The 24,045-nt window shown below is 63.3% G+C and carries 23 protein-coding genes; 8 read left to right on the top strand and 15 right to left on the bottom strand.

Annotation, left to right across the window (positions count from 1 at the left end; genetic code table 11):
• Positions 1 to 8 precede the first annotated feature (8 nt).
• Genes V2B23_RS12425 through dapE form a run of 3 tightly spaced genes read right to left on the bottom strand, consistent with a single transcriptional unit; the run spans position 9 to position 2,451 of the window.
• Positions 9 to 566: a TIGR00730 family Rossman fold protein gene (locus V2B23_RS12425; RefSeq protein WP_430950603.1), complete on the bottom strand. Its 558-nt coding sequence runs from the start codon at positions 564 to 566 to the stop codon at positions 9 to 11.
• Complete coding sequence (locus tag V2B23_RS12420; protein ID WP_033234444.1) at positions 560 to 1,363, bottom strand: TIGR00730 family Rossman fold protein; 804 nt, start codon at positions 1,361 to 1,363, stop codon at positions 560 to 562. Before V2B23_RS12420 ends, V2B23_RS12425 begins: the two co-directional genes overlap by 7 nt.
• A 17-nt stretch (positions 1,364 to 1,380) precedes the next feature.
• Positions 1,381 to 2,451 (bottom strand): succinyl-diaminopimelate desuccinylase, encoded by a 1,071-nt coding sequence (gene dapE / locus V2B23_RS12415; RefSeq protein WP_230590146.1) that lies wholly within the window; start codon positions 2,449 to 2,451, stop codon positions 1,381 to 1,383.
• Positions 2,452 to 2,500: 49 nt separating this feature from the next.
• On the opposite strand from dapE, the gene dapD reads away from it, so the two are divergent.
• On the top strand, positions 2,501 to 3,454 hold the full coding sequence (dapD, locus tag V2B23_RS12410) for a 2,3,4,5-tetrahydropyridine-2,6-dicarboxylate N-succinyltransferase (RefSeq protein ID WP_430950602.1): 954 nt from the start codon (positions 2,501 to 2,503) through the stop codon (positions 3,452 to 3,454).
• Positions 3,454 to 4,845: an amino acid permease gene (locus V2B23_RS12405; protein ID WP_430950601.1), complete on the top strand. Its 1,392-nt coding sequence runs from the start codon at positions 3,454 to 3,456 to the stop codon at positions 4,843 to 4,845. Before dapD ends, V2B23_RS12405 begins: the two co-directional genes overlap by 1 nt.
• A gap of 9 nt (positions 4,846 to 4,854) precedes the next feature.
• On the opposite strand, the gene V2B23_RS12400 is transcribed toward V2B23_RS12405, so the two are convergent.
• A complete protein-coding gene (locus V2B23_RS12400) occupies positions 4,855 to 5,247 on the bottom strand; it encodes a protein-tyrosine phosphatase family protein (RefSeq protein WP_430950711.1) in 393 nt (130 codons plus the stop codon).
• A gap of 155 nt (positions 5,248 to 5,402) precedes the next feature.
• Here V2B23_RS12400 and V2B23_RS12395 point away from each other — a divergent pair, with 155 nt between their 5' ends.
• Positions 5,403 to 6,692 (top strand): DUF222 domain-containing protein, encoded by a 1,290-nt coding sequence (locus V2B23_RS12395; RefSeq protein ID WP_430950600.1) that lies wholly within the window; start codon positions 5,403 to 5,405, stop codon positions 6,690 to 6,692.
• Here the strand turns inward: V2B23_RS12395 and V2B23_RS12390 are convergent.
• Entirely contained in the window at positions 6,689 to 6,943 is a 255-nt protein-coding gene (locus V2B23_RS12390; protein WP_430950599.1) for a helix-turn-helix domain-containing protein, read from the bottom strand. The two genes, V2B23_RS12395 and V2B23_RS12390, sit on opposite strands and share 4 nt — an antisense overlap.
• 54 nt (positions 6,944 to 6,997) lie before the next feature.
• Between V2B23_RS12390 and map the strand changes: the two genes are divergently transcribed.
• Entirely contained in the window at positions 6,998 to 7,759 is a 762-nt protein-coding gene (gene map / locus V2B23_RS12385) for a type I methionyl aminopeptidase (RefSeq protein ID WP_430950598.1), read from the top strand.
• Here the strand turns inward: map and V2B23_RS12380 are convergent.
• From V2B23_RS12380 to pruA, 4 genes are all read right to left on the bottom strand, one after another.
• Positions 7,756 to 9,351 (bottom strand): substrate-binding domain-containing protein, encoded by a 1,596-nt coding sequence (locus V2B23_RS12380; protein ID WP_430950597.1) that lies wholly within the window; start codon positions 9,349 to 9,351, stop codon positions 7,756 to 7,758. The two genes, map and V2B23_RS12380, sit on opposite strands and share 4 nt — an antisense overlap.
• A gap of 97 nt (positions 9,352 to 9,448) precedes the next feature.
• On the bottom strand, positions 9,449 to 10,867 hold the full coding sequence (locus V2B23_RS12375; RefSeq protein ID WP_430950596.1) for an acyl-CoA synthetase: 1,419 nt from the start codon (positions 10,865 to 10,867) through the stop codon (positions 9,449 to 9,451).
• 44 nt (positions 10,868 to 10,911) lie between these two features.
• Complete coding sequence (locus tag V2B23_RS12370) at positions 10,912 to 11,853, bottom strand: proline dehydrogenase family protein (protein WP_430950595.1); 942 nt, start codon at positions 11,851 to 11,853, stop codon at positions 10,912 to 10,914.
• Positions 11,850 to 13,484 carry an L-glutamate gamma-semialdehyde dehydrogenase gene (pruA, locus tag V2B23_RS12365; protein ID WP_430950594.1) on the bottom strand — a complete coding sequence of 545 codons (1,635 nt, stop codon included), beginning with the start codon at positions 13,482 to 13,484 and terminating at the stop codon, positions 11,850 to 11,852. The genes V2B23_RS12370 and pruA overlap by 4 nt, the downstream gene beginning before the upstream one ends.
• A 101-nt stretch (positions 13,485 to 13,585) precedes the next feature.
• Here pruA and V2B23_RS12360 point away from each other — a divergent pair, with 101 nt between their 5' ends.
• Both V2B23_RS12360 and V2B23_RS12355 read left to right on the top strand, forming a co-directional pair.
• Positions 13,586 to 14,362 (top strand): cyclase family protein, encoded by a 777-nt coding sequence (locus V2B23_RS12360; RefSeq protein WP_430950593.1) that lies wholly within the window; start codon positions 13,586 to 13,588, stop codon positions 14,360 to 14,362.
• Entirely contained in the window at positions 14,359 to 16,011 is a 1,653-nt protein-coding gene (locus V2B23_RS12355; protein WP_430950592.1) for a thiamine pyrophosphate-binding protein, read from the top strand. The genes V2B23_RS12360 and V2B23_RS12355 overlap by 4 nt, the downstream gene beginning before the upstream one ends.
• Here the strand turns inward: V2B23_RS12355 and dapC are convergent.
• The 5 genes from dapC to V2B23_RS12330 form a co-directional block, all read right to left on the bottom strand.
• Positions 16,008 to 17,117 carry a succinyldiaminopimelate transaminase gene (gene dapC, locus V2B23_RS12350; protein ID WP_430950591.1) on the bottom strand — a complete coding sequence of 370 codons (1,110 nt, stop codon included), beginning with the start codon at positions 17,115 to 17,117 and terminating at the stop codon, positions 16,008 to 16,010. The two genes, V2B23_RS12355 and dapC, sit on opposite strands and share 4 nt — an antisense overlap.
• Before the next feature lie 5 nt (positions 17,118 to 17,122).
• Entirely contained in the window at positions 17,123 to 17,446 is a 324-nt protein-coding gene (gene fdxA, locus V2B23_RS12345; protein WP_033234456.1) for a ferredoxin, read from the bottom strand.
• 59 nt (positions 17,447 to 17,505) lie between these two features.
• Positions 17,506 to 18,264 carry a hypothetical protein gene (locus V2B23_RS12340; RefSeq protein WP_430950590.1) on the bottom strand — a complete coding sequence of 253 codons (759 nt, stop codon included), beginning with the start codon at positions 18,262 to 18,264 and terminating at the stop codon, positions 17,506 to 17,508.
• Complete coding sequence (locus V2B23_RS12335) at positions 18,264 to 20,816, bottom strand: bifunctional FO biosynthesis protein CofGH (protein WP_430950710.1); 2,553 nt, start codon at positions 20,814 to 20,816, stop codon at positions 18,264 to 18,266. Before V2B23_RS12335 ends, V2B23_RS12340 begins: the two co-directional genes overlap by 1 nt.
• 95 nt (positions 20,817 to 20,911) lie before the next feature.
• The gene (locus V2B23_RS12330) at positions 20,912 to 21,100 is read right to left on the bottom strand and encodes a hypothetical protein (protein ID WP_430950589.1); all 189 of its coding nucleotides are present in this window, start codon (positions 21,098 to 21,100) and stop codon (positions 20,912 to 20,914) included.
• Positions 21,101 to 21,181: 81 nt separating this feature from the next.
• Here V2B23_RS12330 and V2B23_RS12325 point away from each other — a divergent pair, with 81 nt between their 5' ends.
• Both V2B23_RS12325 and V2B23_RS12320 read left to right on the top strand, forming a co-directional pair.
• Positions 21,182 to 21,685 (top strand): PH domain-containing protein, encoded by a 504-nt coding sequence (locus tag V2B23_RS12325; RefSeq protein WP_430950588.1) that lies wholly within the window; start codon positions 21,182 to 21,184, stop codon positions 21,683 to 21,685.
• The gene (locus tag V2B23_RS12320) at positions 21,682 to 23,229 is read left to right on the top strand and encodes a PH domain-containing protein (RefSeq protein ID WP_430950587.1); all 1,548 of its coding nucleotides are present in this window, start codon (positions 21,682 to 21,684) and stop codon (positions 23,227 to 23,229) included. The genes V2B23_RS12325 and V2B23_RS12320 overlap by 4 nt, the downstream gene beginning before the upstream one ends.
• Here the strand turns inward: V2B23_RS12320 and V2B23_RS12315 are convergent.
• Complete coding sequence (locus V2B23_RS12315; RefSeq protein ID WP_430950586.1) at positions 23,189 to 24,034, bottom strand: uroporphyrinogen-III synthase; 846 nt, start codon at positions 24,032 to 24,034, stop codon at positions 23,189 to 23,191. The two genes, V2B23_RS12320 and V2B23_RS12315, sit on opposite strands and share 41 nt — an antisense overlap.
• Positions 24,035 to 24,045: the final 11 nt, after the last annotated feature.

The following is a 24,045-nucleotide window of genomic DNA, read 5'->3' as shown; positions in this document are numbered from 1 at the left end:
GCACTTGGTCAGGAGCTCACACAAGCGTCGAGTGCAGCCTCGACATCAGTCCTGACCAGCAACGTATCCAAAGCCTTCCGGCCCACAAACCCCGTGCCGTCCAATTTGTCCAACCATTCGAGCAGTCCGGTGTAGTGCCCCACCGGATCAAGCAGGACCACAGGCTTGCTGTGCATCCCGAGGTAGCCGGCAGTCCACGTTTCGAACAACTCCTCCAACGTCCCGATACCGCCGGGCAAGGTGATGAACGCATCTGCGTTGTCTTCCATCAACTGCTTGCGCTGACGCATCGTGTCGGTGACGATCAATTCGTCCGCGTTGACGTCCGCAACTTCCTTGTGCACCAACGCCTTCGGGATGACGCCGACGGTCCATGCGCCCGCAGCCCGAGCCGACTCCGCGACAGCACCCATCATCGAGACGTTGCCACCGCCCGAAACCAACTGCCACCCGCGTCGTCCGATCGCGGTGCCCACCTCTGCGGCCAAAGCCAGGAACGACTCGTCCACCGGCCCCGACGCACAGTAGACGCAGATCGAGTACTTCTTGTCGGAATCGGTCACCATTCTTCTTCTTTCCCCAGATCGGCGGCCTCGTCGACGCCTAGATTGGCTTCGGCGACTATCCGGACTGCTTCTTCCACACTGTCGGTGACGTGCAGCAGGTTCACATCACCTTCGGAGATCTTTCCGTCATGCTCGAGTGTGTTCCGGATCCACTCGACCAATCCGGACCAGTACTCCGTGCCGAACAGGACAATCGGGAAGCGCGTGACCTTGTGGGTCTGCACCAAAGTAAGCGCTTCGAACAACTCGTCCAGCGTTCCGAAGCCGCCAGGCAAGCAGATGAAGGCCTGCGAGTACTTCACGAACATCGTCTTGCGCGCAAAGAAGTACCGGAAGTTGATGCCGAGGTCGACCCACTCGTTGAGCCCCTGCTCGAACGGCAACTCGATGCCGAGTCCGATCGAATATCCACCGGCCTCGCTGCAACCGCGGTTGGCGGCTTCCATGACTCCCGGCCCACCACCGGTGATGACGGCGTACCCGGCTTCGGCCAACGCCGTTCCCAGCTCACGGCCTGCCTGGTATTCGGGATGATCGAGAGCTGTGCGTGCCGAACCGAACACGGTGACCGCACGAGGGACCTCGGCGAGCGCCCCGAAACCTTCGATGAATTCGCTCTGGATGCGCAGCACACGCCACGGATCGGTATGGACCCAGTCGGTGGGGCCGCGCTTGTCGAGCAGACGCTGGTCCGTGGTGGTTTTCTCATCCTTGCGTTTGCGCCGGAGTTGAACAGGACCGCGGTGCTTGATCGACGAACTGTGCTTCTTGGAGGCTGAATTCTTCTCTGGTGCCATGCACGCAAGGCTAACGCTCAGGCCGACAAATACTTCCTCAGCACGGCCGCGACGTCGGTGATCTGCTGCACCGGGACGTGCTCGTCACGCTTGTGCGCCAGGTTCGGATCGCCGGGGCCGTAATTCACCGCGGGAATGCCGAGAGCCGAGAATCTGGACACATCGGTCCAACCGTACTTGGCCCGGAACTGTCCGCCCGCAGCCTCGATCAAGGCGGCGGCCGACGGATTGGCCAAGCCGGGCAGAGCGCCAGGAGACGAGTCCGTAATCTCGAATCCGAGATCCAAGCCGTCGAAGACTTCCCGCACGTGAGCCTCGGCCTGCGCCTCACTGCGATCAGGTGCAAATCTGAAGTTGACGTCCATCTCGGCTGCGTCCGGCACCACGTTCCCCGCGACGCCGCCGGAGATCCGCACGGCCGAGAGTCCCTCCCGGTAGACACAACCGTCGATATCGACCGAACGCGGCGAATAGGCCGACATCCGCTCCAACGCAGTACCGAACTTGTGAATCGCGTTGTCCCCCAACCAGGACCGGGCTGAATGCGCCCTGGTACCCGACGCGGTCAAGCGCACGCGCATCGTTCCCTGGCACCCGGCCTCGATGAACCCGGCCGTCGGCTCGCCCAGGATCGCGACATCCGCGGCGAGCCATTGCGGGATTTCGCGTTCGATCCGGCCGAGGCCGTTGTAGGCGGCGGCGATTTCCTCGCAGTCGTAGAACACCAGTGTCAGGTCGTGGGCCAAGTTCTCGATCGTCGCCGCAAGGTGCAGGAACACGGCGTCGCCGGATTTCATGTCCACGGTGCCGCACCCGTGCAAGATGTCACCCTCACGGCGAGAGGGAACATTGTCCGCAATCGGAACTGTGTCGAGATGCCCGGCAAGCATCACCCGGCTCGGCAATCCGCGCGACGTCCGAGCCAGAACGGCATTGCCGTTGCGGATGATCTCGAAGCCGCTGGTCTGCTCACGCAACGCAACCTCGACGGCGTCCGCGATCGCGGATTCGTCGTGGGAAACGCTGGGAATGTCGACCAGAGCGGCCGTCAGATCGATGGGGTCGGAGGCAAGATCGAGGATGCTCACGGCCACCAGCCTAAGCCCGCAGCCAGCGCACCCAGTAATCTCTAGTCCTGTGAGCGCACACGGAGCATCAGCAGTAGGTATCGCCAACGTGACCGCGGACGGTACCGTCCTCGACACCTGGTTCCCCGCACCGGAGCTGGGAACATTCAAGACGACCGGTACCGAGAACGTCGAGGGAACAGACATTCCCTCCGATCTCGCACTGCTGGCGGGAACCGACGAGGCACGCGAGGTTTCGCAGGTCATCGTCCGCACCACCATCGCTGACCTCTCCAAGGCCCCCGTCGACGCGTACGACGTCTACCTGCGCCTTCACCTGCTTTCCCACCGTCTCGTTGCGCCGCACGGCGTCAACCTCGACGGCCAGTTCGGCCTCCTCGCCAACGTCGTGTGGACCAACTTCGGACCCTGCGCTGTCGAAGGCTTCGAGCAGGTCCGCTCACGTCTGCGCATCCGCGGCGTTGTCACCGTTTTCAGCGTCGACAAGTTCCCCCGCATGGTCGACTACGTCGTCCCCTCGGGTGTCCGCATCGCCGACGCCGATCGTGTCCGTCTGGGCGCACACCTCGCCTCCGGCACCACTGTCATGCATGAAGGCTTCGTGAACTTCAACGCCGGCACACTCGGTAACTCCATGGTCGAAGGCCGCATCTCCGCAGGCGTCGTCGTCGACGACGGTTCCGATGTGGGTGGCGGCGCGTCCATCATGGGCACCCTGTCCGGCGGCGGCAAGGAAACCATCTCCGTCGGCAAGCGTTGCCTCCTCGGCGCCAACGCCGGACTCGGCATCTCCCTCGGTGACGACTGCGTCCTCGAAGCCGGTCTGTACGTCACCGCGGGCACCAAGGTCACCGGCCCCGACGGAACCGTCGTCAAGGCCTTGGCACTGAGCGGCAAGTCCAACCTGCTGTTCCGTCGCAACTCGGTTTCGGGTGCCGTCGAGGTCGTGCCGTGGAAGGGCACCGGCGTCGAACTGAATGCCGCACTTCACGCCAACGACTGATGAGTAAAACCGACGCCCCCGAAGAAACGACCACCGCTCTCGGCCAGGGTCTCAAGGTCCGCCATCTGACGATGATGGGCCTGGGCTCGGCCATCGGCGCCGGCCTGTTCCTCGGAACGGGCGTCGGTATCGCGACGGCCGGTCCCGCAGTTCTGCTTTCCTACGTCATCGCGGGCGCCGTAGTCGTCTTCGTGATGCGAATGCTCGGCGAGATGGGCGCTGCCATCCCCGCCAGTGGTTCGTTCTCGCATTACGCACGCCTCGGGATCGGCGAGTGGGCCGGCTTCGTGATGGGCTGGCTCTACTGGTTCATGCTCATCATGGTTCTGGGCGCCGAGATCACCGGTGCGTCCGCCATCGTCAACGAGTGGCTGCCGTCGATACCGCAATGGTTGATCGCGCTGGTCTTCGTGGTGTTCTTTGCCATCGTGAACCTGGCCAAGGTCAGCAACTTCGGCGAGTTCGAATTCTGGTTCGCGGCAATCAAAGTCACCGTCATCATCGGCTTCCTGATCATCGGCGTATTGCTGGTGTTCGGCCTGCTTCCCGATACGGACCCGGTGGGAACCTCGAATCTCTTCGGCCAGGGCGGGTTCATGCCCAACGGATTCTCGGGCGTCGCTGCCGGCCTTCTTGTTGTTGCCTTCGCGTTCGGCGGTATCGAAATCGTCACCATCGCCGCGGCGGAATCTGAGAATCCGGAACGCTCCATCGCGCTCGCCGTCCGCAGCGTCGTCTGGCGTATCAGCGTCTTCTACATCGGCGCTATCTCGATCATGGTGTTGGTCTTGCCGTGGAACGATCCCGATCTCGAGACAAGTCCCTTTGTCTCCGTCCTCAATCTGGCCAACATCCCCGGTGTTGCCGGGTTCATGGAACTTGTTGTGGTTGTCGCCTTGCTGTCGGCCTTCAACGCCAACATCTACGGCACCTCACGCATGGCCTTCTCGCTGTCCCGACGTGGTGACGGCCCCGCATTCATGGCCAAACTCTCGAGCACGGGAGTTCCGACCAACGCGGTATTGCTGTCCGTGTTCTTCGGCTTCGTTTCCGTCATGCTCAACTGGCTTCTGCCAGACGACCTCCTCGGCATCCTGCTCAATGCAGTCGGTGCCGCGTTGCTCGTCATCTGGATCTTCATCGTTGTCTCCCACCTTCGCCTGCGTAAGCGACTCGAAGCCGAAGGCAAACTGACCATCCGCATGTGGCTATTCCCGTACCTGAGTTACGCCACCCTGGCGATGCTCGGAGCGTTTGTTGTCCTCATGCTGTTCGACGAAGACGCCCGGGATCAGTTGATCTCGACAGCAGTCCTTTTTGCGGTGATCGCCGCGCTCGGATACGCAAACTCGCGGTGGCGCAAGAGCAAGGCTCTCGCAGCGACCAGCTAGTGCCTCCAGCTACGCGAACGTAGACACGAACCGCCGCTGCCACGGAGTTTCCACTGCCCGTCGCGAATAGTGTTCGCGCACGTAGGCGACCGCCTCATCGGCGGCAACTCCGTCGAGCACCGCCAGAGCGGCCAACGCTGTTCCCGTACGCCCGAACCCACCCCCACACGCAATCTCCACCCGTTCGGTCTCGGATCGCAGCAACAGTTCCTCCAGCGCGCGCCGAAACTCTGGGCGATCGCTTGGCAGCCAGAAGTCTGGCCAGCGTATCCATCTGCTTTCCCATGCAAATGCAGACGGTTGACGTGCCTGCGCGTACAACCCGAATTCGGGCAGCGGTCCGTCCGGCAAAGGATTGCGTAATCCCCGACCTCTAACCAGCCGCCCCGACGGCAGCGGCATCACTCCATCGGCAGCCATATCCCACAAATTCACTCGCCCCCCTGTCCCACGACCACTCTCCCACTCTGATCCATTCACATCGGCAAGTCAAAACTATTGCGCAGGTGGATATTCGACGGTAATATCGAATGCACGTTCGACATTACCGGGGGGCAATGATGACGACCGCAGTTTCCGACCACACGATCACACAGTTCCGTTCACTACTCATCGATATGGACCGTTCCGTCGACAATGCAGCACGAATAGACTTGCTGCGCGCACTCGAGGAACTGAAGGCCAGTTGTGCAGGCGCACAAGCATTGCTAGCTGCCGATCTGGATGCTTCCACTCGCAAAGACCGCAGTGAACGCGGCGTTCCGGCTGCACATCAGGGTCGCGGAATCAACGCCCAAGTTGCTCTCGCTCGACGCGAATCAGTCTGGTCGGGCACTCAACACCTGAGCCTCGCCCGCGCATTGAACGACGAGATGCCCTACACACTCAGGCTCCTGATCTACGGCGCCATCAATGAACAGCGGGCCACTATCCTCATGCGCGAAACCGCCTGCCTCACAGTCCAAGATCGCGCCGCACTCGATCGCGAGTTCTGCTGCGATGCAGATAACGTGGCCGGCTGCGGGGACCAACAATTGACCGCCAGAATCCGCGCACGCACCGCCGAGGTAGATGCCGAAAGTGTGGTCCGGCGCGCCCGCAAAGCCGTAAGTGACCGACGGGTGACGTCACGGCCGGCGCCCGACACCATGTGCTACCTCAGTGTTCTGCTCCCTGTCGCGGAAGGGGTTGCCGTTCATGCCACACTCATGCGGGACGCAGATTCCATCCTCTCCCATGGTGACGATCGCACTCGTGCTCAGATCATGGCTGATCTCCTCGTCGAGCGAGTCACCGGAATCGGCCGCGCCACACCCACACCCGTCACCGTGAATCTTGTAATTTCCGACCAAACACTCTTCGGCGATGCCACGGACCCCGCGCACGTCAACGGTTACGGACCCATTCCTGCCGGCATTGCGCGGGAGTGGATTGCGCAGTCCGGCAAAGACTCTCATATCGTCGCACACATCCGGAGACTGTATGCCCGCCCCTCCACGGGAGAGCTGACAGCTATGGAATCCAAGTCCAGAATCTTCCCGAAGGGACTGGCGCAGTTGATCGACCTCCGTGATCGAAGCTGCCGCACACCGTGGTGTGATGCACCCGTTCGTCATCGCGACCACATTCGCGACCATCAGAGAGGCGGCGCCACCAGCGCAGTCAACGGTGCAGGACTGTGCGCGGCATGCAATTACGCCAAACAGGGCTTGGACTGGTACGCCGAAACCGACGATCACGCACCCGGTACCGGGCACTCATTCACCACGACAACACCTACCGGCCACCGGTATTCGTCGGTCGCTCCGCCACTTCCGATACCGTGGGCCAGCCCCGAAGCCGCCTAAGCGGTTACGCGGGCGAGGCAGATCCGGGCAAGCTCATCGAGTGGCACTGAAAGCACATCGGCGAGTGCGGCAATCGTGACAAACGCCGGCGTCGGCATGCGCCCGGTCTCGATCTTGCGCAATGTTTCCGGCGAAATCGCGGCGGCCTCCGCCACATCGACAAGCGTGCGACCACCCCGGGCTTGACGCAGATAGGCACCCAACTGCTGACCGACAGCAAGCTGGGCCGGAGTTAACGGAAGTCGCACCATGCGATCAGAGTACCGTATGGTGGTATTTTAATACCGGCCCGAAAGGAAATTCCTGTGGTGGAACTGAAAACAACCAACGAGATCGAAGCGATGCGCGTCACCGGCGCGTTCATCGCGGAACTGCTCACCGATCTCGCTGCTCGCGCCAAGCCCGGAGTCAATCTCCTCGACCTCGAGCACCGCGCCCGCCACCTGATCAAAGAACGCGGCGCCGTGTCCTGCTACTGGGACTACTCACCGTCCTTCGGACGTGGACCCTTCCGCAATGTCATCTGCCTGTCCGTCAACGATGCAGTGCTGCACGGACTTCCGCACGACTACGTACTACAGGACGGCGACCTGCTGACCATGGACATCGCGGTCTCCATCGACGGGTGGGTTGCCGACTCGGCACGCAGTCTCATCGTCGGTGTTCCCCGCGCCGAGGACCAACGCCTCATCGAAGCCACCGAACGGGCCCTCGCCGCTGCTATCGAAGTCGCCCGGCCGGGGAATCGACTCGGCGACATCTCCGCTGCCATCGGCGCTGTCGCAGCCGATTACGGCTACCCGGTCAACACCGAATTCGGTGGCCACGGACTTGGGCGCACCATGCACGAAGATCCGCACATCCCCAACATCGGACGCGCAGGTCGCGGCATGAAACTGCGACGCGGGCTGACACTCGCGATCGAACCGTGGTTCGCTCTCACAACCGACAAGATCATCTTCGACGACGACGGATGGACCATCCGCTCGGCCGACGGATCACGTACCGCGCACAGCGAGCACACCATTGCCGTTACCGACGGTGATCCCCTCGTGCTGACCGGCTAAGCGCCGCGGTGAGCCAGTGCGTTGACAAACACGCCGGAGATCTCCGACGGATCACGGGCGATGTAGGTGGACCCGCCGGTCACGCGTGAAATGTCTGCCAGCGCAGCCGCATCAGCGTCGTCGGTGATACCGATGGTCACGATGATCACGGGTCGCGCTGGGTCCTGCTCCCGTTCGAGCACGTCGAGCAATTGCTCGCGCGTGATGCTGTCGGGATCCTCGTTGGCGCCGTCGGTCAGGACGATCACGCTGTTGACCGCACGCGGGTCGTACGATTCCTGAACTTTCCGAAACGCCGCGAGCGTGGTGTCGTAGAGGCCCGTTGCGCCGCGCTTGAGTTGTGTCAGCTTCTTGGTCTGCTCGGCCATGAGGGCTCGCTGCGATATTCCGCCAACCATGGTGTCGTAGCGGCGAATCGGAACCAGTTCCTGGTAGTCCTGCGTTCCGTTCATGCCCTGTGAGAAGGCCCAGAGTCCGGCGGCGACACTGTCCGGGAACACCTGGTTGCCGGTGAGTGCGGCAGCTGTCGTGAGGTCCATGCGGGTCTTCCCACCGGCGGCCGGGAAGTCCATCGACGACGACACGTCGATCGCGACGAGAGTGCGGATCGGCTTGGCCAACAATGCCCAGGATCCGAGCGTCTTGTCGAGTGTGGCTTGGTCCGGCACCGGCAGAGCTTGGACAGCTCCGACGCCCCCATCTACCTGCCCCTGGCCGGACTGGTCACGAAAACCGTTGCGAGCCAGTATTTCCTGCGCCTCGGGACTCTCTAAAAGCGTCGCGAGGACTTTTGCCTTCTGCGCTGCGGCGTAATGGCGATCGGGCGCCGAGGCGCTCACCACCAACGGGTAGTCCATCAGGACGGTTCCGGTGGACGGTACCGTCGCGCTGATGGCGGCGTTCGCGAACTGGGTGACCTGCTGTTCTGTCGACACGCCTACCTTGCCGGTACTGACAAGTTCGGTCAGCATCTTCGCGCCGACGGGTTGGTCCTCGGCGCGCACACTTTCGGCCTGGGCGTGTGGCACCAGGGCCGTGCGAACAGCATCCGCGCCGCTCCCGCTCTCAGCTAGTGCAGCCTGGATCGGGGCGGACGCGATTCCGGTGGACAGCGGATTGCCGAGGGCAAGATCGGGCACTTTGAGCACCGAGAGCCAGTCGGCAAACTCCTCACCTCCGGATGCCAACACCACCGGAGACGTCGCGATGGAACCACCGGCGGCGGCAACCGGACCGGCCGCGGTGAGAGCTGCCTTGCTGATCCACGACGTGGAGTCCGGAATCCATAGATCCGGTGCGTCGGCGCCCTTACCCAGTCGCCCGACCACGTCGCCTGGCAGTGCCGCTTCGACAACGACATGCATGCAGTCCGTCTGCTCCGGGGTGGTTCCGGCCAGCACCTCGGAGATCGACGGCGCGATGGACGGGTCTGCTGCCAGGGTGAAGTCTTCGACGCTGTCGCAGGTATCGGGTTGCACGGACTTGAACACGACAATTCCGGTGGCAACGAGCGCCAGCGCAACCATCCCGCCGACTGCGTAAAAACCGAATGATCGCCCGCTGTCAGCGCTCGAATGCCGTCCGCCCGCCATGAAACCTGTCCCTCCGATGCCAGTTGCGCACGCAACTGGAGCAAGTCTTACCGGCGGGTAGTGTAGCGAAAAACACAGAAAAACCAACCAAACAAGATTATTCGGGCAGTAACAAGCGCTTTTGCACCTTGCCCATCGCGTTCCGCGGCAGGGTGTCGACAAACCGAATTTCGCGTGGACGCTTGTGCGCGGACAACTGCGCACCCACCAGATCCACGAGGTCCGATTCTGTGACCTCGGGTGCGGACGCCCGCTGAACAACCCACGCCACGATCCGCTGGCCGAGGTCAGGATCGGGAACGCCGACCACCGCGACCTCGGCGACGCCGGGATGCCCCAGGATGGCCGTCTCGATCTCGCCGGCCCCCACCCGGAAGCCGCCCGTCTTGATCAGATCGATGGATTCACGGCCCACGATGCGGTGGAATCCACCCTCGTCGATGACTGCGACGTCACCGGTCTTGAAGAAACCGTCATCAGTCCACGATTCGGCAGTGGCATCAGGGCGATTGAGATAGCCGTCGAACAGCATGGGTCCACGAACCTGAAGTCCGCCGATGCTCTCGCCGTCGTGAGGCACGTCGTTACCGGCCTCGTCGCGCAACCGGGTCTCGACCCCGCGCACCGGTAGACCCACCCAGCCCGGCCGACGCTCGCCGTCGGCGCGGGTACTGAGGGTCAGCATGGTTTCGCTCATTCCGTACCGCTCGATGGGCGCATGGCCGGTGAGGGCGCGCAACTTCTCGAATACCGGCACGGGCAGCGGTGCACTACCGGACACGAGCAGCCGGGCCGAAGCCAACGCCTGGGCCGACGCTTCGTCGTCGGCAATTCGCGACCACACCGTCGGCACCCCGAAGTAGAGGGAGCCGCCGGCATCCGCGTACGCCTGCGGTGTCGGTTTGACGGTGTGGACCAGACGGCTGCCCACCCGTAGTGGTCCGAGCACGCCCAGGATCAGTCCGTGGACGTGAAACAGTGGCAATCCATGCACAACGGTGTCTCGGTGCGTCCACTGCCAGGCCTCCGCCAAGGCATCGAGACCTGCGGCAATTGCCTGCCGACTGAGCAACACGCCCTTAGGCGGTCCGGTCGTTCCCGACGTGTAGAGGACTAATGCTGTGGATTGCGGCGCCGGTTCCGGGTAGCTGTGCCACGAACGGGCGTGCAGGCGAACCGGAACCACCGGCAGGCCGACGCACAATTCGTCGGTCTCCCCCAGCCACGCCTGGGCGCCGGAGTCCTTCAGTATGTGTTCACGTTCGGCAGTTCCCGAATCCGGCGGCACAGGCACGACAGTGACGCCTGCGATGAGCGCTCCGACTACCGCCAGGATGGTCTTTGCCGTGGGAGTCGCCAGCACCGCAACACGCTCGGCCTGCGCAACCCGCTCCGCCACCGACGTGGCAGCGCCGAGAATATGGCTGCGCGAGAGAACCGTATCCCCGATGGTGATCGCGTCGTCGACGTCGTCGCCGCGGGCGATGGCAAGGGGATTCAGTGATCGAAGCAGCATTTTGACAGCATCTCACAACGCAGAGATCTCACTGCGCCGCAGCATCAATGTCGGGACACAACCGAGCGCAGGAAGAACGCAAGATTTGCCGGTCGTTCCGCGAGTCTGCGCATGAAGTACGGGTACCACGCGGAGCCGTACGGAACGTACGTCCGAACATGCTGCCCGCCCGCAACCAACCGTGCTTGCTCCGGCTCCCGGATACCGAACAACATCTGGTACTCGAATCGCTCGACCCCGCAAAACATCCGCGCCGCCGCCGCGATCACCACCGGGTCATGCGACGCCACCATCGGGTATCCCGTTCCCCGGCACAGGATATCGAGACACCGCAGGTACGACGCCGTCACATCCTCCCGCCGGATGTACGCCACCGCCTCGGGCTCGTTGTACGCACCCTTGCACAGGCGAATCCGCGCGTCCGCGAAAGCCAGGCAATCCGATTCGGTGCGCCGCAGGTAGGCCTGCAGGACGGTGCCCAGCCACGGGAAATCGACGCGCAACGATCGCACGGTCGCGAGCGTCGCATCGGTGGTCGTGTGATCTTCCGCGTCCACGGTCACCCACAGTCCGGCGGACTGCGCTGCCGCGCAGATGATTCGAGCGTTCTCGGCGGCTACATCGGTATTCCTTTCTGCGCCGAGCGCCGACAGTTTCACCGACACCTCGACCCGCGGTACCGGAGCGAGCGTATCGGCGAACTTCCCCAATTCCTCGATCAGCGACAGGTATTCGTGCACGGTTGCCCGCGCTGACACTGCGTCGGTGACGTTCTCGCCCAGGAAGTCGACGGAGACGTACCGACCGTCGTCGAGTAATCGGCTCACCACCGCTATCGCGTCGCTGCGCTCGCGGCCGGCAACAAACCGGTTCACCACCGCACTGCTGAGCGGCGCCCGGGTGATCGCATGCTCGCATCGAGGAGAACGAGCGGCCGCCAAGATGACTGGGCGTAGCGAATTGGTGAGCACAGCAGACGGTTTCACGTCTCGATCCCCTGGTGCGGATATCGGTAGTCCGTCGGAGCGACAAAGGTTTCCTTGACCGTACGTGCAGATACCCAGCGCAACAGGTTGATGGGCGAACCCGCCTTGTCGTTGGTGCCGGATCCGCGAGCACCACCAAAAGGTTGTTGCCCCACTACCGCACCGCTCGGCTTGTCGTTGACGTAGAAATTGCCGGCTGTGAAACGCAGTGCACCGGTTGCCTGAGCTACTGCCGCTCGGTCGGTGGCAAAAATCGATCCGGTCAACGCGTATGGCGTCGCAGCATCGACCTCTTCCAGGATCTGGGCAAAGGAATCGTCGTCGTAGACGTGTATCGACAGGATCGGACCGAAATACTCGTCGGTCATGGCCGGGTCACGTGGATCGTCCACCAGCAGGACCGTCGGCCGGACGAAGTATCCGACGCTGTCGTCGGACTTGCCGCCGACAGCGATCGTGATACCGGCGGTGGCCCACGCCCGTTCGATTGCCGCCGCACTCTTGTCGAACGCCCGACGGTCGATGACGGCGCCGCCGAAGTTCTCGAGATCGTTGACGTCGCCGTAGCTGATTGCGTCGACCTGCCCGAGAAAGCCGTCCCGCATCGATGTCCACAGACTTCGGGGGATGTAGGCGCGTGAGGCCGCCGAACACTTCTGACCTTGATATTCGTAGGCACCTCGGATCAGCGCCGTCGTGAGGATCTCCGGATCCGCCGATGGGTGCGCGACAACGAAGTCCTTGCCGCCGGTCTCGCCGACCAGACGCGGATAACCTGCATATTTGTCGATATTTGCACCTACCTGCGCCCACAGTGACTTGAATGTTCGGGTCGAACCTGTGAAGTGAATTCCCGCAAGACGCCGATCCTGCAGAGCCACGGCGGAAATATCCGGGCCGTCGCCGGTCACCAGATTGATCACGCCAGGAGGCAGGCCCGCTTCTTCGAGCAGTTTCAGCGTCAGATACGCCGCCACGCTTTGAGTTGGTGACGGCTTCCAGAGAACGGTGTTGCCCATCAATGCCGGGGCGGTCGGAAGATTGCCGGCAATCGCCGTGAAATTGAAAGGCGTGATCGCGTAGACAAATCCTTCGAGCGGTCGGTAGTCCATCCGATTCCAGACGCCCGGCGACGACTGCGGTTGCTCTTCCAGGATCTGACGCGCAAAGTGCACGTTGAATCGCCAGAAGTCCACCAACTCGCAAGGAGCGTCAATCTCGGCCTGCTGCACCGACTTCGACTGCCCCAGCATCGTTGCCGCGGCGATCCGCTCGCGCCACGGCCCGGACAGAAGGTCGGCAGCTCTCAGAAGGACGGCAGCTCGGTCGTCGAAGGACAGCTCACGCCATCCCGGCGCTGCTGCGGACGCGGCCTCGATCGCCCGGGCAGCGTCTTCACTGGTGCCGTTGCGAAACGTTCCGAGGGCGTGGGCGCGGCGGTGCGGTTCGACAACATCAACCGACGCACCCGAGCCACGCACCTCCACTCCACCGATCACGTGCGGAATCTCGAGGTGCTCGTCGGACACACTGCGCAAAGCCGATCGGAGCCTTTTCCGCTCGGGGCTGCCCGGCGCATAGGAATGAACCGGCTCGTTGGCCGGAATCGGAACTGCGGTAACGCCGTCCATGTCGCCTCCGTAACCGAAAAACGCCTACCTTCAGTATCTCCCCTGGAATGCCCTCGATAGTGTGCGAATACACCCGCAGCGCTCGAATCGAAGGATGGCTCATGACCACGCTGAACGACCTGCTCACAAAAATCGGTTCACAGACCATCGAGATCGTCGACCTCACCGCACCCTTGAGTTCAGCCACCCCGGTCCTGTCGCTGCCCGAGCCGTTTGCCAACACCATCCCCGCCAGCCTCGAACCCGTCAGCAATTTCGACGACGCCGGCCCCATGTGGAGCTGGAACAATCTGCACACCGGCGAGCACACCGGAACCCACCTCGATGCGCCGACGCACTGGGTGAGCGGCCGCGACGGCCTGAGCGTCGATCAGATCCCGCCGAACCGGTTGATCGGCCCCATCGCCGTCATCGACGTCACCGCCGAGGTCGAGAAGAACGCGGACTTCGTGCTCGAACCCGAGCACATCGAGGCCTGGGAATCAGAGAACGGACCGTTGCCCGAGGGCGCCTGGCTGATCCTGCGCACCGGATGGGGTTCGCGGGTGGGCGACCCGGAGCTCTTTGCCAACGCAGACGCCGACGGTCCGCACACCCCGGGCATCTCGGCAGCGGCGGCGAAGTGGCTGGCCGAATCGAGTCCGATCAGCGGTTTCGGTGTGGAGACGGTGGGAATCGATGCCGGCGCAGCAGGCGGTTTCGAGCCGATGTTTCCGGCGCACTACTACCTGTTGGGCAACAACAAATACGGACTCACCCAGTTGCTGAATGTCGACAAACTGCCGACACTCGGCGCCGTGCTCGTGGTCTCGCCCCTACCGATTGTCGGTGGAACCGGCAGTCCGGCCCGGGTCTTTGCATTGGTCGAGCGCTCGTGACGCTCGCGACTACCGTTGCCGACGTGGTCGGACGCACCCTCGCCGAGTTGGGCGTCGGGTATGCGTTCGGCGTGGTCGGCAGCGGAAACTTCACCGTCACCAACGCGCTACGGCGGCACGGAGTTCCGTTTGTCGCCGCCCGGCACGAGGGCGGCGCTGCCACCATGGCTGATGCCTACGCGCGCATGTCAGGAACGGTCGCAGTGGTCACCACCCATCAGGGATGTGGTTTGACCAATGCTCTGACCGGCATCACCGAAGCCGCCAAGAGTCGCACCCCACTCATCGTGCTGACCGCCGATACCGCGGGCGCGGCAGTGCAATCCAACTTCGCCATCGACCAGGACGGCCTCGCCCGCAGCGTGGGCGCAGTGGCCGAGCGGGTACACAGCGCGGATTCTGCTGTTGCGGATACCGTCCGGGCGTTCAACACGGCCTGGGGTGAGCGCCGCACCGTCGTGCTGAATCTTCCGCTCGATGTGCAAAGCCACATCGCTACCGATGCCACTACGCCACCCAATGCGCCTGCACTCCAACATATTCGGCCGGATGGAACAGCGCTCGACAAGTTCCTCGAACTACTTGCCGCCGCCGACCGCCCCGTTTTCGTGGCCGGACGCGGTGCTCGCGCCGCGGGACCCGAGATCGCGGAACTTGCCCGCCATACCGGCGCGCTGGTTGCGACGTCTGCCGTCGCGAACGGTGTTTTCCACTCGGACCCCTTCTCCCTCGGCATCTCCGGCGGGTTCTCGTCCCCTCGATCCGCGGAACTCATCGCCGGTGCCGACCTTGTTGTCGGGTGGGGATGCGCGCTCAATATGTGGACCATGCGCCAGGGACATCTGATCGGAAAAGATACGACGGTTGTTCAAATCGATCTCGACTCCGCCGCGCTTGGTGCTCACCGGCCGATTCACCTGGGCATCGTCGGCGATAGCGCGGCCACGGCCACCGACGCCTTGGACGCACTCGACAAGACGCCCGTCCGGATCGGCTACCGCACCGATGCGGTTCGGGATTCCATTGCGACGGAAACGAAGTGGAGTCAGGTTCCGTTCGAGGATCTCAGCACCGAGCACTCGATAGATCCCCGGTTGCTCTCACTCGAACTCGACACCATCCTCCCCACGGAGCGCACGGTGTCCGTGGATTCGGGGAACTTCATGGGCTACCCCAGCGCCTACCTGTCGGTGCCCGATCACTTCGGGTTCTGTTTCACGCAGGCTTTCCAGTCCATCGGATTGGGATTGGCCACCGCTATCGGCACCGCGTTGGCGCAACCGGATCGTCTGCCCGTCGCAGCCCTCGGCGACGGCGGCTTCCTGATGGGCATTTCGGAGCTGGAAACCGTTGTGCGCCTGAAACTTCCCCTGGTAATCGTGATTTACAACGACAGTGCATACGGGGCAGAAGTCCATCACTTCACCGACCCAGACACTGACCGCACCACCGTGACCTTTCCGGACACCGATCTCGCGGCCATTGCCCGCGGTTACGGCGCCGAGGGCATCACGGTACGCACGGCCCGAGACCTCGACGCTGTGCGCACGTGGGTAAGTGGGCCACGTAGTGGCCCACTTGTCATCGACGCCAAGATCAGCAGCGACGGCGGATCCTGGTGGCTAGCCGAAGCCTTTAAGGGCCACTAAAGGCTTGTCGTCAGCCGCTTTGTCGCAGCGGCAATCCGCTCGTCCGTGGCGGTCAGTGCGATACGCACGTGCTGACCGCCGGTCGGGCCGTAGAACTCGCCCGGCGCAACCAGGATGCCTCGCTCCGCGAACCAGGCAACAGTGTCCCGGCACGCTTCGCCCCGCGTAGCCCACAAGTACAGGCCCGCCTCGGAATTGTCGACGGTGAATCCCGCACTGCGCACCGCGTCGAGCAGGATGGTCCGACGCTCACGGTAACGCTCACGCTGCACGTTCTCATGCAGATCGTCGCCGAGAGCGGCTTCCATCGCGGCCTGGATGGGCAGCGGCAGAATCATTCCGGCGTGCTTGCGGACTTCGAGAAGTTCCGCAACCAATGCCGGATCTCCGGTGACAAAACCGGCACGGTAGCTCGCGAGATTCGACGTCTTCGACAGTGAATGCACCGCCAGCAAACCCGTCAGGTCGCCGTCGTTCACACGGGGATCAAGGATGGACAACGCATCCGATTCCCAGGTCAGCCCGAGGTAGCACTCGTCGGACACGACGATGGCCCCGCGCTCACGTGCCCACGCCACCACCTTCTGCAGATGCTCGAGACCGAGAACCTTGCCGGTGGGGTTGGACGGCGAGTTCACGAAGATCAGCGACGCGGATTCGGGACCGAGCTTGTTCAAGCCGTCGGCCCGCAAGATCCGTGTGCCTGCGAGCTTCGCGGCAACCTCGTACGTGGGATATGCCAACTCCGGAATGACCACAAGATCATCGCTGCCGAGACCCAGGAGGGTCGGCAGCCACGCAATCATTTCCTTGGTACCGATCGCGGGCAGCACGGCCGCCGGATCGATATCCGGGATGTTGTATCGCCGATCGAGCGACTCGGCGATCGCCTCACGCAGGGAGAGTGTGCCGTGAGTGGTCGGGTAACCCGGAATCTCCGCAACCGATGCAAGAGCTTCCTGGATGAGCGGGTCCACCGGATCCACCGGGGTACCCACCGACAGATTCACGATGCCGTCGGGATGTGCGTGTGCCGTGGCTGTGACATCCGCCAGGGAATCCCAGGGAAAATCGGGAAGCCCGGCGGCCACCGGAGTACGAGACAAGATCTCTATTCCTCACCCATGGGAGGCAGCGCCTTGATGAACGGCGTGTCGTAGTCGACCTTGCCGAGCTTGGCGGCTCCACCCGGTGAACCGAGGTTGTCGAAGAAATCGACGTTTGCACTGATGTAGGGGCTCCACTGCTCCGGAACGTCGTCCTCGTAGAAGATCGCTTCGACGGGGCAGACAGGTTCACACGCGCCGCAGTCGACACATTCGTCGGGGTGGATGTAGAGCATGCGCCCACCCTCGTAGATGCAGTCGACGGGGCATTCTTCGATACATGCCTTGTCCATCACATCTACACACGGTTCAGCAATCGTGTAGGTCACTGCCTTCTCTCCCTGCCTTCCAGAGGTGCGCCTGCTGCGCGCAAGCGACTTAACACATTTCAGCCTACTGTGGTGGCGTTCCGCGACCGAATCGCGATCCACTTCTCACCTGCGGACGCGGCCCGCACAAGAGCGCCGCGCTCACCGAAATAGTCCGCGACCACGCCGATCACCGGAATTTTTCCCACGATCTCGTACGGCTTGGTGCGCAGGGGACGCTTGTGGAGTTCGTCGCCGATTGCCCGAAAAGTTTGTGCGGTTTGCCACAGCGTTCCGATCAGAGCGAACGGTCGCCATGTCTCATCTGTGCTGGTGACAGCCTTTTCGGTGAAGTCCTCAGAGTCCAGCAGATCGCGAGTGCTGACTTCTCGGCGGCACAGAACGGACGCCAGCAGATCAACCTGCTGATCACGTTCGCTCACGCCGTGCTCGCGGGCGACAGCCACGAGGACAACGGCCTGGTTGGCAAAAGCCAGCAAGTCCTGGATCGGGAACCTGTTGAGCAAAACCCCGAAAATTCCGGGAAATGCCACAGCGACCGTGTTGAGGGCGCCCAGGCGGGTGGTCCACCACTTCGATCGCTGCTCATCCGTCATGACGGACCACGCCGCGGTACCGGGGAACTTGATCACGTCCAGAACCCAGGCAACGGCGTCGAGAACTGCCTCGGCCGCGCTGCGCTCGGGATCCGTGGGTTCGAAACTACGACGCTTGATGCCGAACGGATCGCTGTACGCGAGGTCGAGGACGGGGTTGATGCCCCAGACCGCTCGATCGAGTACCTCGACAACTCGGCGATCACCCAGGATGTCCGCCATCAGACAGCCACCCCGTCACGACGGGCGTGCGTGGTGGTGCGCTCACGAGCCGGTCGACCGATGCCTTCGGCGATGGCCCGCAGTTCTGCGACGGTCTTCTCGCTGCCGTGCTCGGACCCGGCCATCCGGGAGATCGTCTCTTCCATCAGCGTTCCGCCGAGGTCGTTTGCGCCGCCGTTGAGCATCATCTGCGTTCCGGTGATGCCCAGCTTGACCCAGCTGGTCTGGATGTTGGAGATCCGCCCGTGCAGCATGATGCGGGCAAGCGCGTGCGCCGCGCGGTTGTCGCGAATGGTCGGGCCGGGCCGCGACGCACCTGCCAGATACAGCGGGGCGCTCTGATGCACGAACGGCAGCAGCACGAACTCCGTGAATCCGCCTGTGCGGTCCTGGATTCCACGCAGCACGTTGAGGTGCCCGACCCAGTGGTGCGGCTGATCGACGTGCCCGTACATCATGGTCGAACTCGATCGCAGGCCCACCTCGTGCGCCGTGGTGACCACTTCGATCCACTCCGCCGTCGGCAGTTTGCCCTTGGTGAGGATCCAGCGCACCTCGTCGTCGAGGATCTCTGCCGCTGTGCCGGGGATTGTGTCGAGACCGGCTTCGCGCAGGGCAGTGAGCCAGTCGCGAATGCTCTCACCACTGCGCGAGGCACCGTTGACGATCTCCATCGGCGAAAACGCGTGGACGTGCATCGACGGCACGCGCTTCTTGACCGCACGCACCAGATCCGCGTAACCCGTCACCGGTAGTTCCGGGTCGATTCCACCCTGCATGCAGACTTCGGTGGCCCCTGCGACGTGCGCCTCCCACGCGCGATCCGCCACTTCCTCGGCCGAGAGCGTGAAAGCGTCGGCGTCGCCCTTGCGCTGCGCAAATGCGCAGAATCGGCAGCCGGTGTAGCAGATGTTGGTGAAGTTGATGTTCCGGTTCACGACGTAGGTGACGTCTTCGCCGATGGCATCCTTGCGGAGCACATCTGCCAGTGCCACAACGGCTTCCAGGCCTGGCCCCTCCGCGGTGGCCAGCGCGAGGTATTCGTCGTCGGAACACCCGGCAGGATCACGCTCGGCACTGCGCAGTGCCGCAAGAAGATCCGTGTCGACGCGAACCGGAGCGCTCAATTCCAGCACCTGCTCACGCACGGTTTCCCAGTCACCGAAGGCACTGCCCAGGTCGCTGCGAGTCTCCGTGTTACGGCCGTCGGTGTCGATCTCGGTGTTGAGGTCGACGCGTCCGCTCGACTCCCAGGATTCGTCCGGTTCCTGCCACGGCCGGCCCACCGGCTTGGTGTCGAGCTTGGCCAGTCCCGTCTTCGGATCGGCAAGCGCCTGAACGTGACCGGCAATGCGCGGGTCGATCCAGGGGGCACCGGCCAGAACATAGGCGGGCTGAGCGGCGGTGCGTTCGGTGAGGGTGAAGCCGGCCTCCGCGCTGATCGCCGCCAGAGTGTCGAGGTTCGGCCACGGACGCTCAGGGTTGACGTGATCCGGAGTCAGGGGCGACACCCCGCCCCAGTCGTCGACGCCCGCGCCGAGAAGTGCCAGGCACTCGCTGTTCGAGACCAGATTCGGCGGGCTCTGAATCCGCATCGACGGGCCGAGCAGCAGACGCGCAACGGCGATCGCGGCCAGGAACTCGTCGAGCGACGCGTCCGGGGAATCGCGCATCGCGGTGTCGGGCTTGGCCAGGAAGTTCTGGATGATGACTTCCTGAATATGGCCGAAAGCCTTCTGCGACTTACGGATCGCCATGATCGACTCGGCCCGCTCGGCAAAGTTCTCGCCGATGCCGACCAGAATGCCGGTGGTGAACGGCACGTTGAGACGACCGGCATCGGTCAGAGTCCGCAACCGGACTGCCGGGTCCTTGTCGGGGCTGCCGTAATGGCATTCACCCTTGTCGGTGAACAGCCGGGTAGCGGTGGTCTCGAGCATCATGCCCATCGACGGCGCCACCGGCTTGAGACGCGAAAGTTCCTGCCAGCTCATCACACCGGGGTTGAGGTGCGGAAGTAGGCCGGTTTCCTCGAGTACGCGAATCGACATCGCGCGCAGGTAGTCCAGAGTGGAGTCGTATCCTCGCTCGTCGAGCCACTGCTTCGCTTCCGGCCAGCGAGCCTCCGGCCGATCCCCCAAGGTGAACAGCGCTTCCTTGCAACCCAATTCAGCGCCCTGACGAGCAATCTCGAGGATCTCGTCCGGTTCGAGGTACATGCCGCGTCCCTCGGCCCGCAACTTGCCGGGGACTGTGACAAACGTGCAGTAGTGGCACTTGTCCTGGCACAGGTGGGTCAGCGGAATGAACACCTTGCGCGAGTACGTCACCGTATTCGGGCGGCCGGCAGCTAACAATCCCGCGTCCCGAACCTTGGCCGCCGACGCGCACAGGTCCGCCAGATCGGTTCCGCGCGCCTGCAGCAGCGTCGTTGCCTCGTCTACGTTCAGTGTCGCGCCATCGCGAGCACGACGCAGCACACGTCGCATCGCAGATGGGCTCGGCGACGCGGTCCCAGTTGCCGACGCAGACAGGCCAGGCATCGGAAGCATGGTGGGTTTGCCGGAGTCATCACCAGTTCGGTTCACCTAGCGATCATGCGCCATACCCGACGACTACTGCCACTCGGTGCCGGAACTACCACCACTCAGCTAGGCGGATACTCCTCGTCGATCTCAACTTCACGCCGTTGTTCGACAACATCGGCCGCCGGTGCGTCGAGCGGAATATCGGTCAAGTCTGGTTCGTCGGGAGTATTCGGATCTACCGGTGTTGCCTGTTCCAGAGCATCGGACTCCGGTGCCTCCGAGCTGAATGCCGAATCTTGTTCAGTCATCACGTGCTCCCTTCATGGTCGCCACACTCCACCATAGGGTGGTTGTCGACAGAACGCCTCAACTCGACCAAAGTAGGCATCATGACCGCGTCCACCCGCATCACCATGGCCGATCCGCTGTGGCGCCCGAGCACCAAAGCACCCCGATTGTGGGCGATCACCGCAGCACTTTTCTGGGCACCGGTCATCGTCGCCGAAATTGTCTGCGCGATCCTGATCTCCGGCTTACCGACCTGGGTGGTGGGGGCAGTAGGTGCGGTCACCGTGTCCTGCGCAGCGGTACACATTCTGATGGTGCCGATGTGGCGTTACCGGGTGCATCGCTGGGAAATCAGCGACACCGCCGTGTACACCCGCACCGGCTGGTTCACGCAGGAACGACGCATCGCCCCGATCTCGCGGGTCCAGACCGTCGACACCGAACGTGGCCCCATCGACCGGATGCTGGGGCTCGCGACCGTCACCGTGACGACTGCGTCGTCGGCGGGTGCCGTGAAGATCACCGCCCTCGATCAAGACGTGGCCGACCGTACGGTTGCACAACTGACTGCCATTGCCGGCACCAATTCGAGTGACGCGACATGAGCGAAATCGACAAACTCATGATCGACATTCCCGACGAAGCCGAGTCCGCAGCCGCCGAGGCCGCGGAGCAGGAACAGCCGTGGCTTCGCCTCGACCGACGGATGCTGCTGGTCCATCCGATCAACGAAGTGGTCAAACTGCTTCCGATCCTGCTGATTTCCTTTGTTCTCGGCAGCCAGAGCGGCAACCACTACTGGGGATTCGGCGTTGTCACGCTGCTCGTGATCTACGGCCTCCTGCGGTATTTCACCACCACCTATCGCATCGGCCCCGTCCACGTTCAGCTGCGCACCGGCGTTTTCCAGAAGAAGCTGCTCTCGGTGCCGCGCAGTCGCATCCGGTCCGTCGACGTCGAAGCCGGAGTCCTGCACCGCGTGTTGGGGCTGTCAATCGTGCGAATCGGCACCGGGCAACGCGCCGGAAACGGCCACGATTCCAACAAGTTCGAGCTCAACGCACTCTCGAGCGCACTGGTTCCGGATCTACGCGCAGCCTTGCTGAGCGAGTCTCGGGGCAAGCCCACGCTCGAAACACCGACCTCGCCGGTGTCTGCGGACGCCGAAATCGGGCACTGGCAAGTGAGCTGGGTTCGATTTGCGCCCTTCTCGTTCACCGGCATCGCGATCATCGCGGCAATCGTCGGCATCGCGTTCCAATACGGAATCGGCACTGCGATCGCGAAGTCGTCCGCTGTCACCGGTAGCGTCGAATCGCTCGAAGGTCTCGGCATCACCGTGCTGGTCATCGTTCTGCTGGTGGCACTACTCATCCTCTCCAGTGCCTTTGCATGCATCCAGTATCTGATCGCGTTCGGCAACATGACGCTCACCGACAACGGACGCATCCTGCACGTCAGCCACGGGCTGCTCAAGACGCGGGCGACAACCTTGGACCGGGCCCGGCTACGCGGTACGACGCTCAAAGAGCCTCTCCTGCTTCGACTTGCGGGCGGTGCGCGCCTCGACGCGATCATGACGGGGGTGAGCGCCGAGAAAAAGGAATCCTCACTCCTGCTGCCACAAGGCCCACGAGCCGAAGCCGAACGCGTCATGGCGACGGTCATCGGCGACAGTCGGCAGGCGTCCGTGCCGCTCATTACCCACGGCGGCGCCGCCCGTCGACGCCGATACACCCGAGCCTTGTTCCCCGCTGTGATCGCCGCGGTAGCGGCAGTGGTCTGCCTGATCTTCGGAGTTCACGTGCCCACCTATGTCTGGGTCGGCATCGTCGTGCTCGCTGTGGGCGGAGCGGGGCTTGCCTACGACCGGTACAACGGCCTGGGCCACGCGGTACTACCCGGCTGGCTCATCACCCGCAGCGGCTCCCTCGACCGCAAACGGCACAGCCTCGAAGCCGACGGCGTGATCGGTTGGACCGTTCGGGAAACGTTCTTCCAGCGACGCGCCGGAGTTGCCACCGTCATCGCCGCAACCCCGGCAGGCACCGGCAGCTACGACGTGATCGACCTGCCCGCCGAGAACGCATGGGGTCTGATCGAAGCCGTCACGCCCGGAGCGCGCGACGTCTGGGCAAATCCTCGATGATCAACCGCGCCAACGCACCGAGGCGCGAGCGTTCCGGTTGGATGGTGGGGACTCCCAGAAGTTCCAGCGGAGCGGCGGTCACCGGACCGACGCAATAGGTGGGCACGTTGTCTCGCATCGCCGCGACGAAGCGTTCCAACTCCCCCATCTCCTTTGCTGTGCTGAGCATGGACGACACCGCCGGGGCGCTGGTGAAAGTGAGTGCGTCGATGCTTCCCGATCGCACAGCGGAGACCAGTGCCCGCACCTGCGACTGATCCGGCGGACGAATCCACCGATAGACCGAGACGGCCGTGACCACTGCGCCGATGTCGGTCAACGACGCACTCAGATCGGTCAGCGGTTCCCATTCGGTGATGATCCCGTGCAGTTGAACAGCGACCCGAATCCCGTCGACGCCCTCGCTCGCGAGGTGCGCCAGCACCTCCTCGGACGACTCACCCGACGGCGACCATTCCTCACGCAAGCCCGCGCCGCGGATCGCCCCCATCGCCTTCGGACCGCGAGCCACGATGCGGGTCCGGTTCAGCGCGCCGAGAAACTGCTCCGTCAGATCCCACGACTGAACCGCCTCCAGCCAACCGCGGAACCCGATTCCCGTGCTGATCACCACGAGTTCCGGCGGATCAGCAATCAATGCCTCGGTCTGAACTCGCAGATCAGCGTCGTCGACCAGAGGAAGCACATGAATCACCGGGGTCCGGACCGTCTCCGCACCTCGCCGTTCAAGGAGCGTCGCAAATTCTTCCGAACGACGCTCCGCAGTCAGGGCGATCGTGACGCCCGCAAGATGTAGTTCAGCCACACAGCAAGTGT

This window comes from Rhodococcus sp. 24CO, from assembly GCF_050586165.1.
In the GTDB taxonomy this organism is placed as follows: domain Bacteria; phylum Actinomycetota; class Actinomycetes; order Mycobacteriales; family Mycobacteriaceae; genus Rhodococcus_F.
Note: the sequence above shows the minus strand (reverse complement) of the source record. Positions and strands in the feature narration are given on the sequence as shown.

Bases quoted from the DNA above. Each gene is read 5' to 3' on its own strand.
- V2B23_RS12420 (WP_033234444.1), bottom strand. From the start codon at position 1,363: ATGGCACCAGAGAAGAATTCAGCCTCCAAGAAGCACAGTTCGTCGATC.
- V2B23_RS12325 (WP_430950588.1), top strand. From the start codon at position 21,182: ATGACCGCGTCCACCCGCATCACCATGGCCGATCCGCTGTGGCGCCCG.
- V2B23_RS12335 (WP_430950710.1), bottom strand. From the start codon at position 20,816: ATGCTTCCGATGCCTGGCCTGTCTGCGTCGGCAACTGGGACCGCGTCG.
- V2B23_RS12320 (WP_430950587.1), top strand. From the start codon at position 21,682: ATGAGCGAAATCGACAAACTCATGATCGACATTCCCGACGAAGCCGAG.
- V2B23_RS12390 (WP_430950599.1), bottom strand. From the start codon at position 6,943: ATGGTGCGACTTCCGTTAACTCCGGCCCAGCTTGCTGTCGGTCAGCAG.
- V2B23_RS12375 (WP_430950596.1), bottom strand. From the start codon at position 10,867: ATGCTGCTTCGATCACTGAATCCCCTTGCCATCGCCCGCGGCGACGAC.
- V2B23_RS12380 (WP_430950597.1), bottom strand. From the start codon at position 9,351: ATGGCGGGCGGACGGCATTCGAGCGCTGACAGCGGGCGATCATTCGGT.
- V2B23_RS12400 (WP_430950711.1), bottom strand. From the start codon at position 5,247: ATGCCGCTGCCGTCGGGGCGGCTGGTTAGAGGTCGGGGATTACGCAAT.
- V2B23_RS12340 (WP_430950590.1), bottom strand. From the start codon at position 18,264: ATGGCGGACATCCTGGGTGATCGCCGAGTTGTCGAGGTACTCGATCGA.
- V2B23_RS12405 (WP_430950601.1), top strand. From the start codon at position 3,454: ATGAGTAAAACCGACGCCCCCGAAGAAACGACCACCGCTCTCGGCCAG.
- V2B23_RS12330 (WP_430950589.1), bottom strand. From the start codon at position 21,100: ATGACTGAACAAGATTCGGCATTCAGCTCGGAGGCACCGGAGTCCGAT.
- V2B23_RS12395 (WP_430950600.1), top strand. From the start codon at position 5,403: ATGATGACGACCGCAGTTTCCGACCACACGATCACACAGTTCCGTTCA.
- V2B23_RS12360 (WP_430950593.1), top strand. From the start codon at position 13,586: ATGACCACGCTGAACGACCTGCTCACAAAAATCGGTTCACAGACCATC.
- V2B23_RS12425 (WP_430950603.1), bottom strand. From the start codon at position 566: ATGGTGACCGATTCCGACAAGAAGTACTCGATCTGCGTCTACTGTGCG.
- pruA (WP_430950594.1), bottom strand. From the start codon at position 13,484: ATGGACGGCGTTACCGCAGTTCCGATTCCGGCCAACGAGCCGGTTCAT.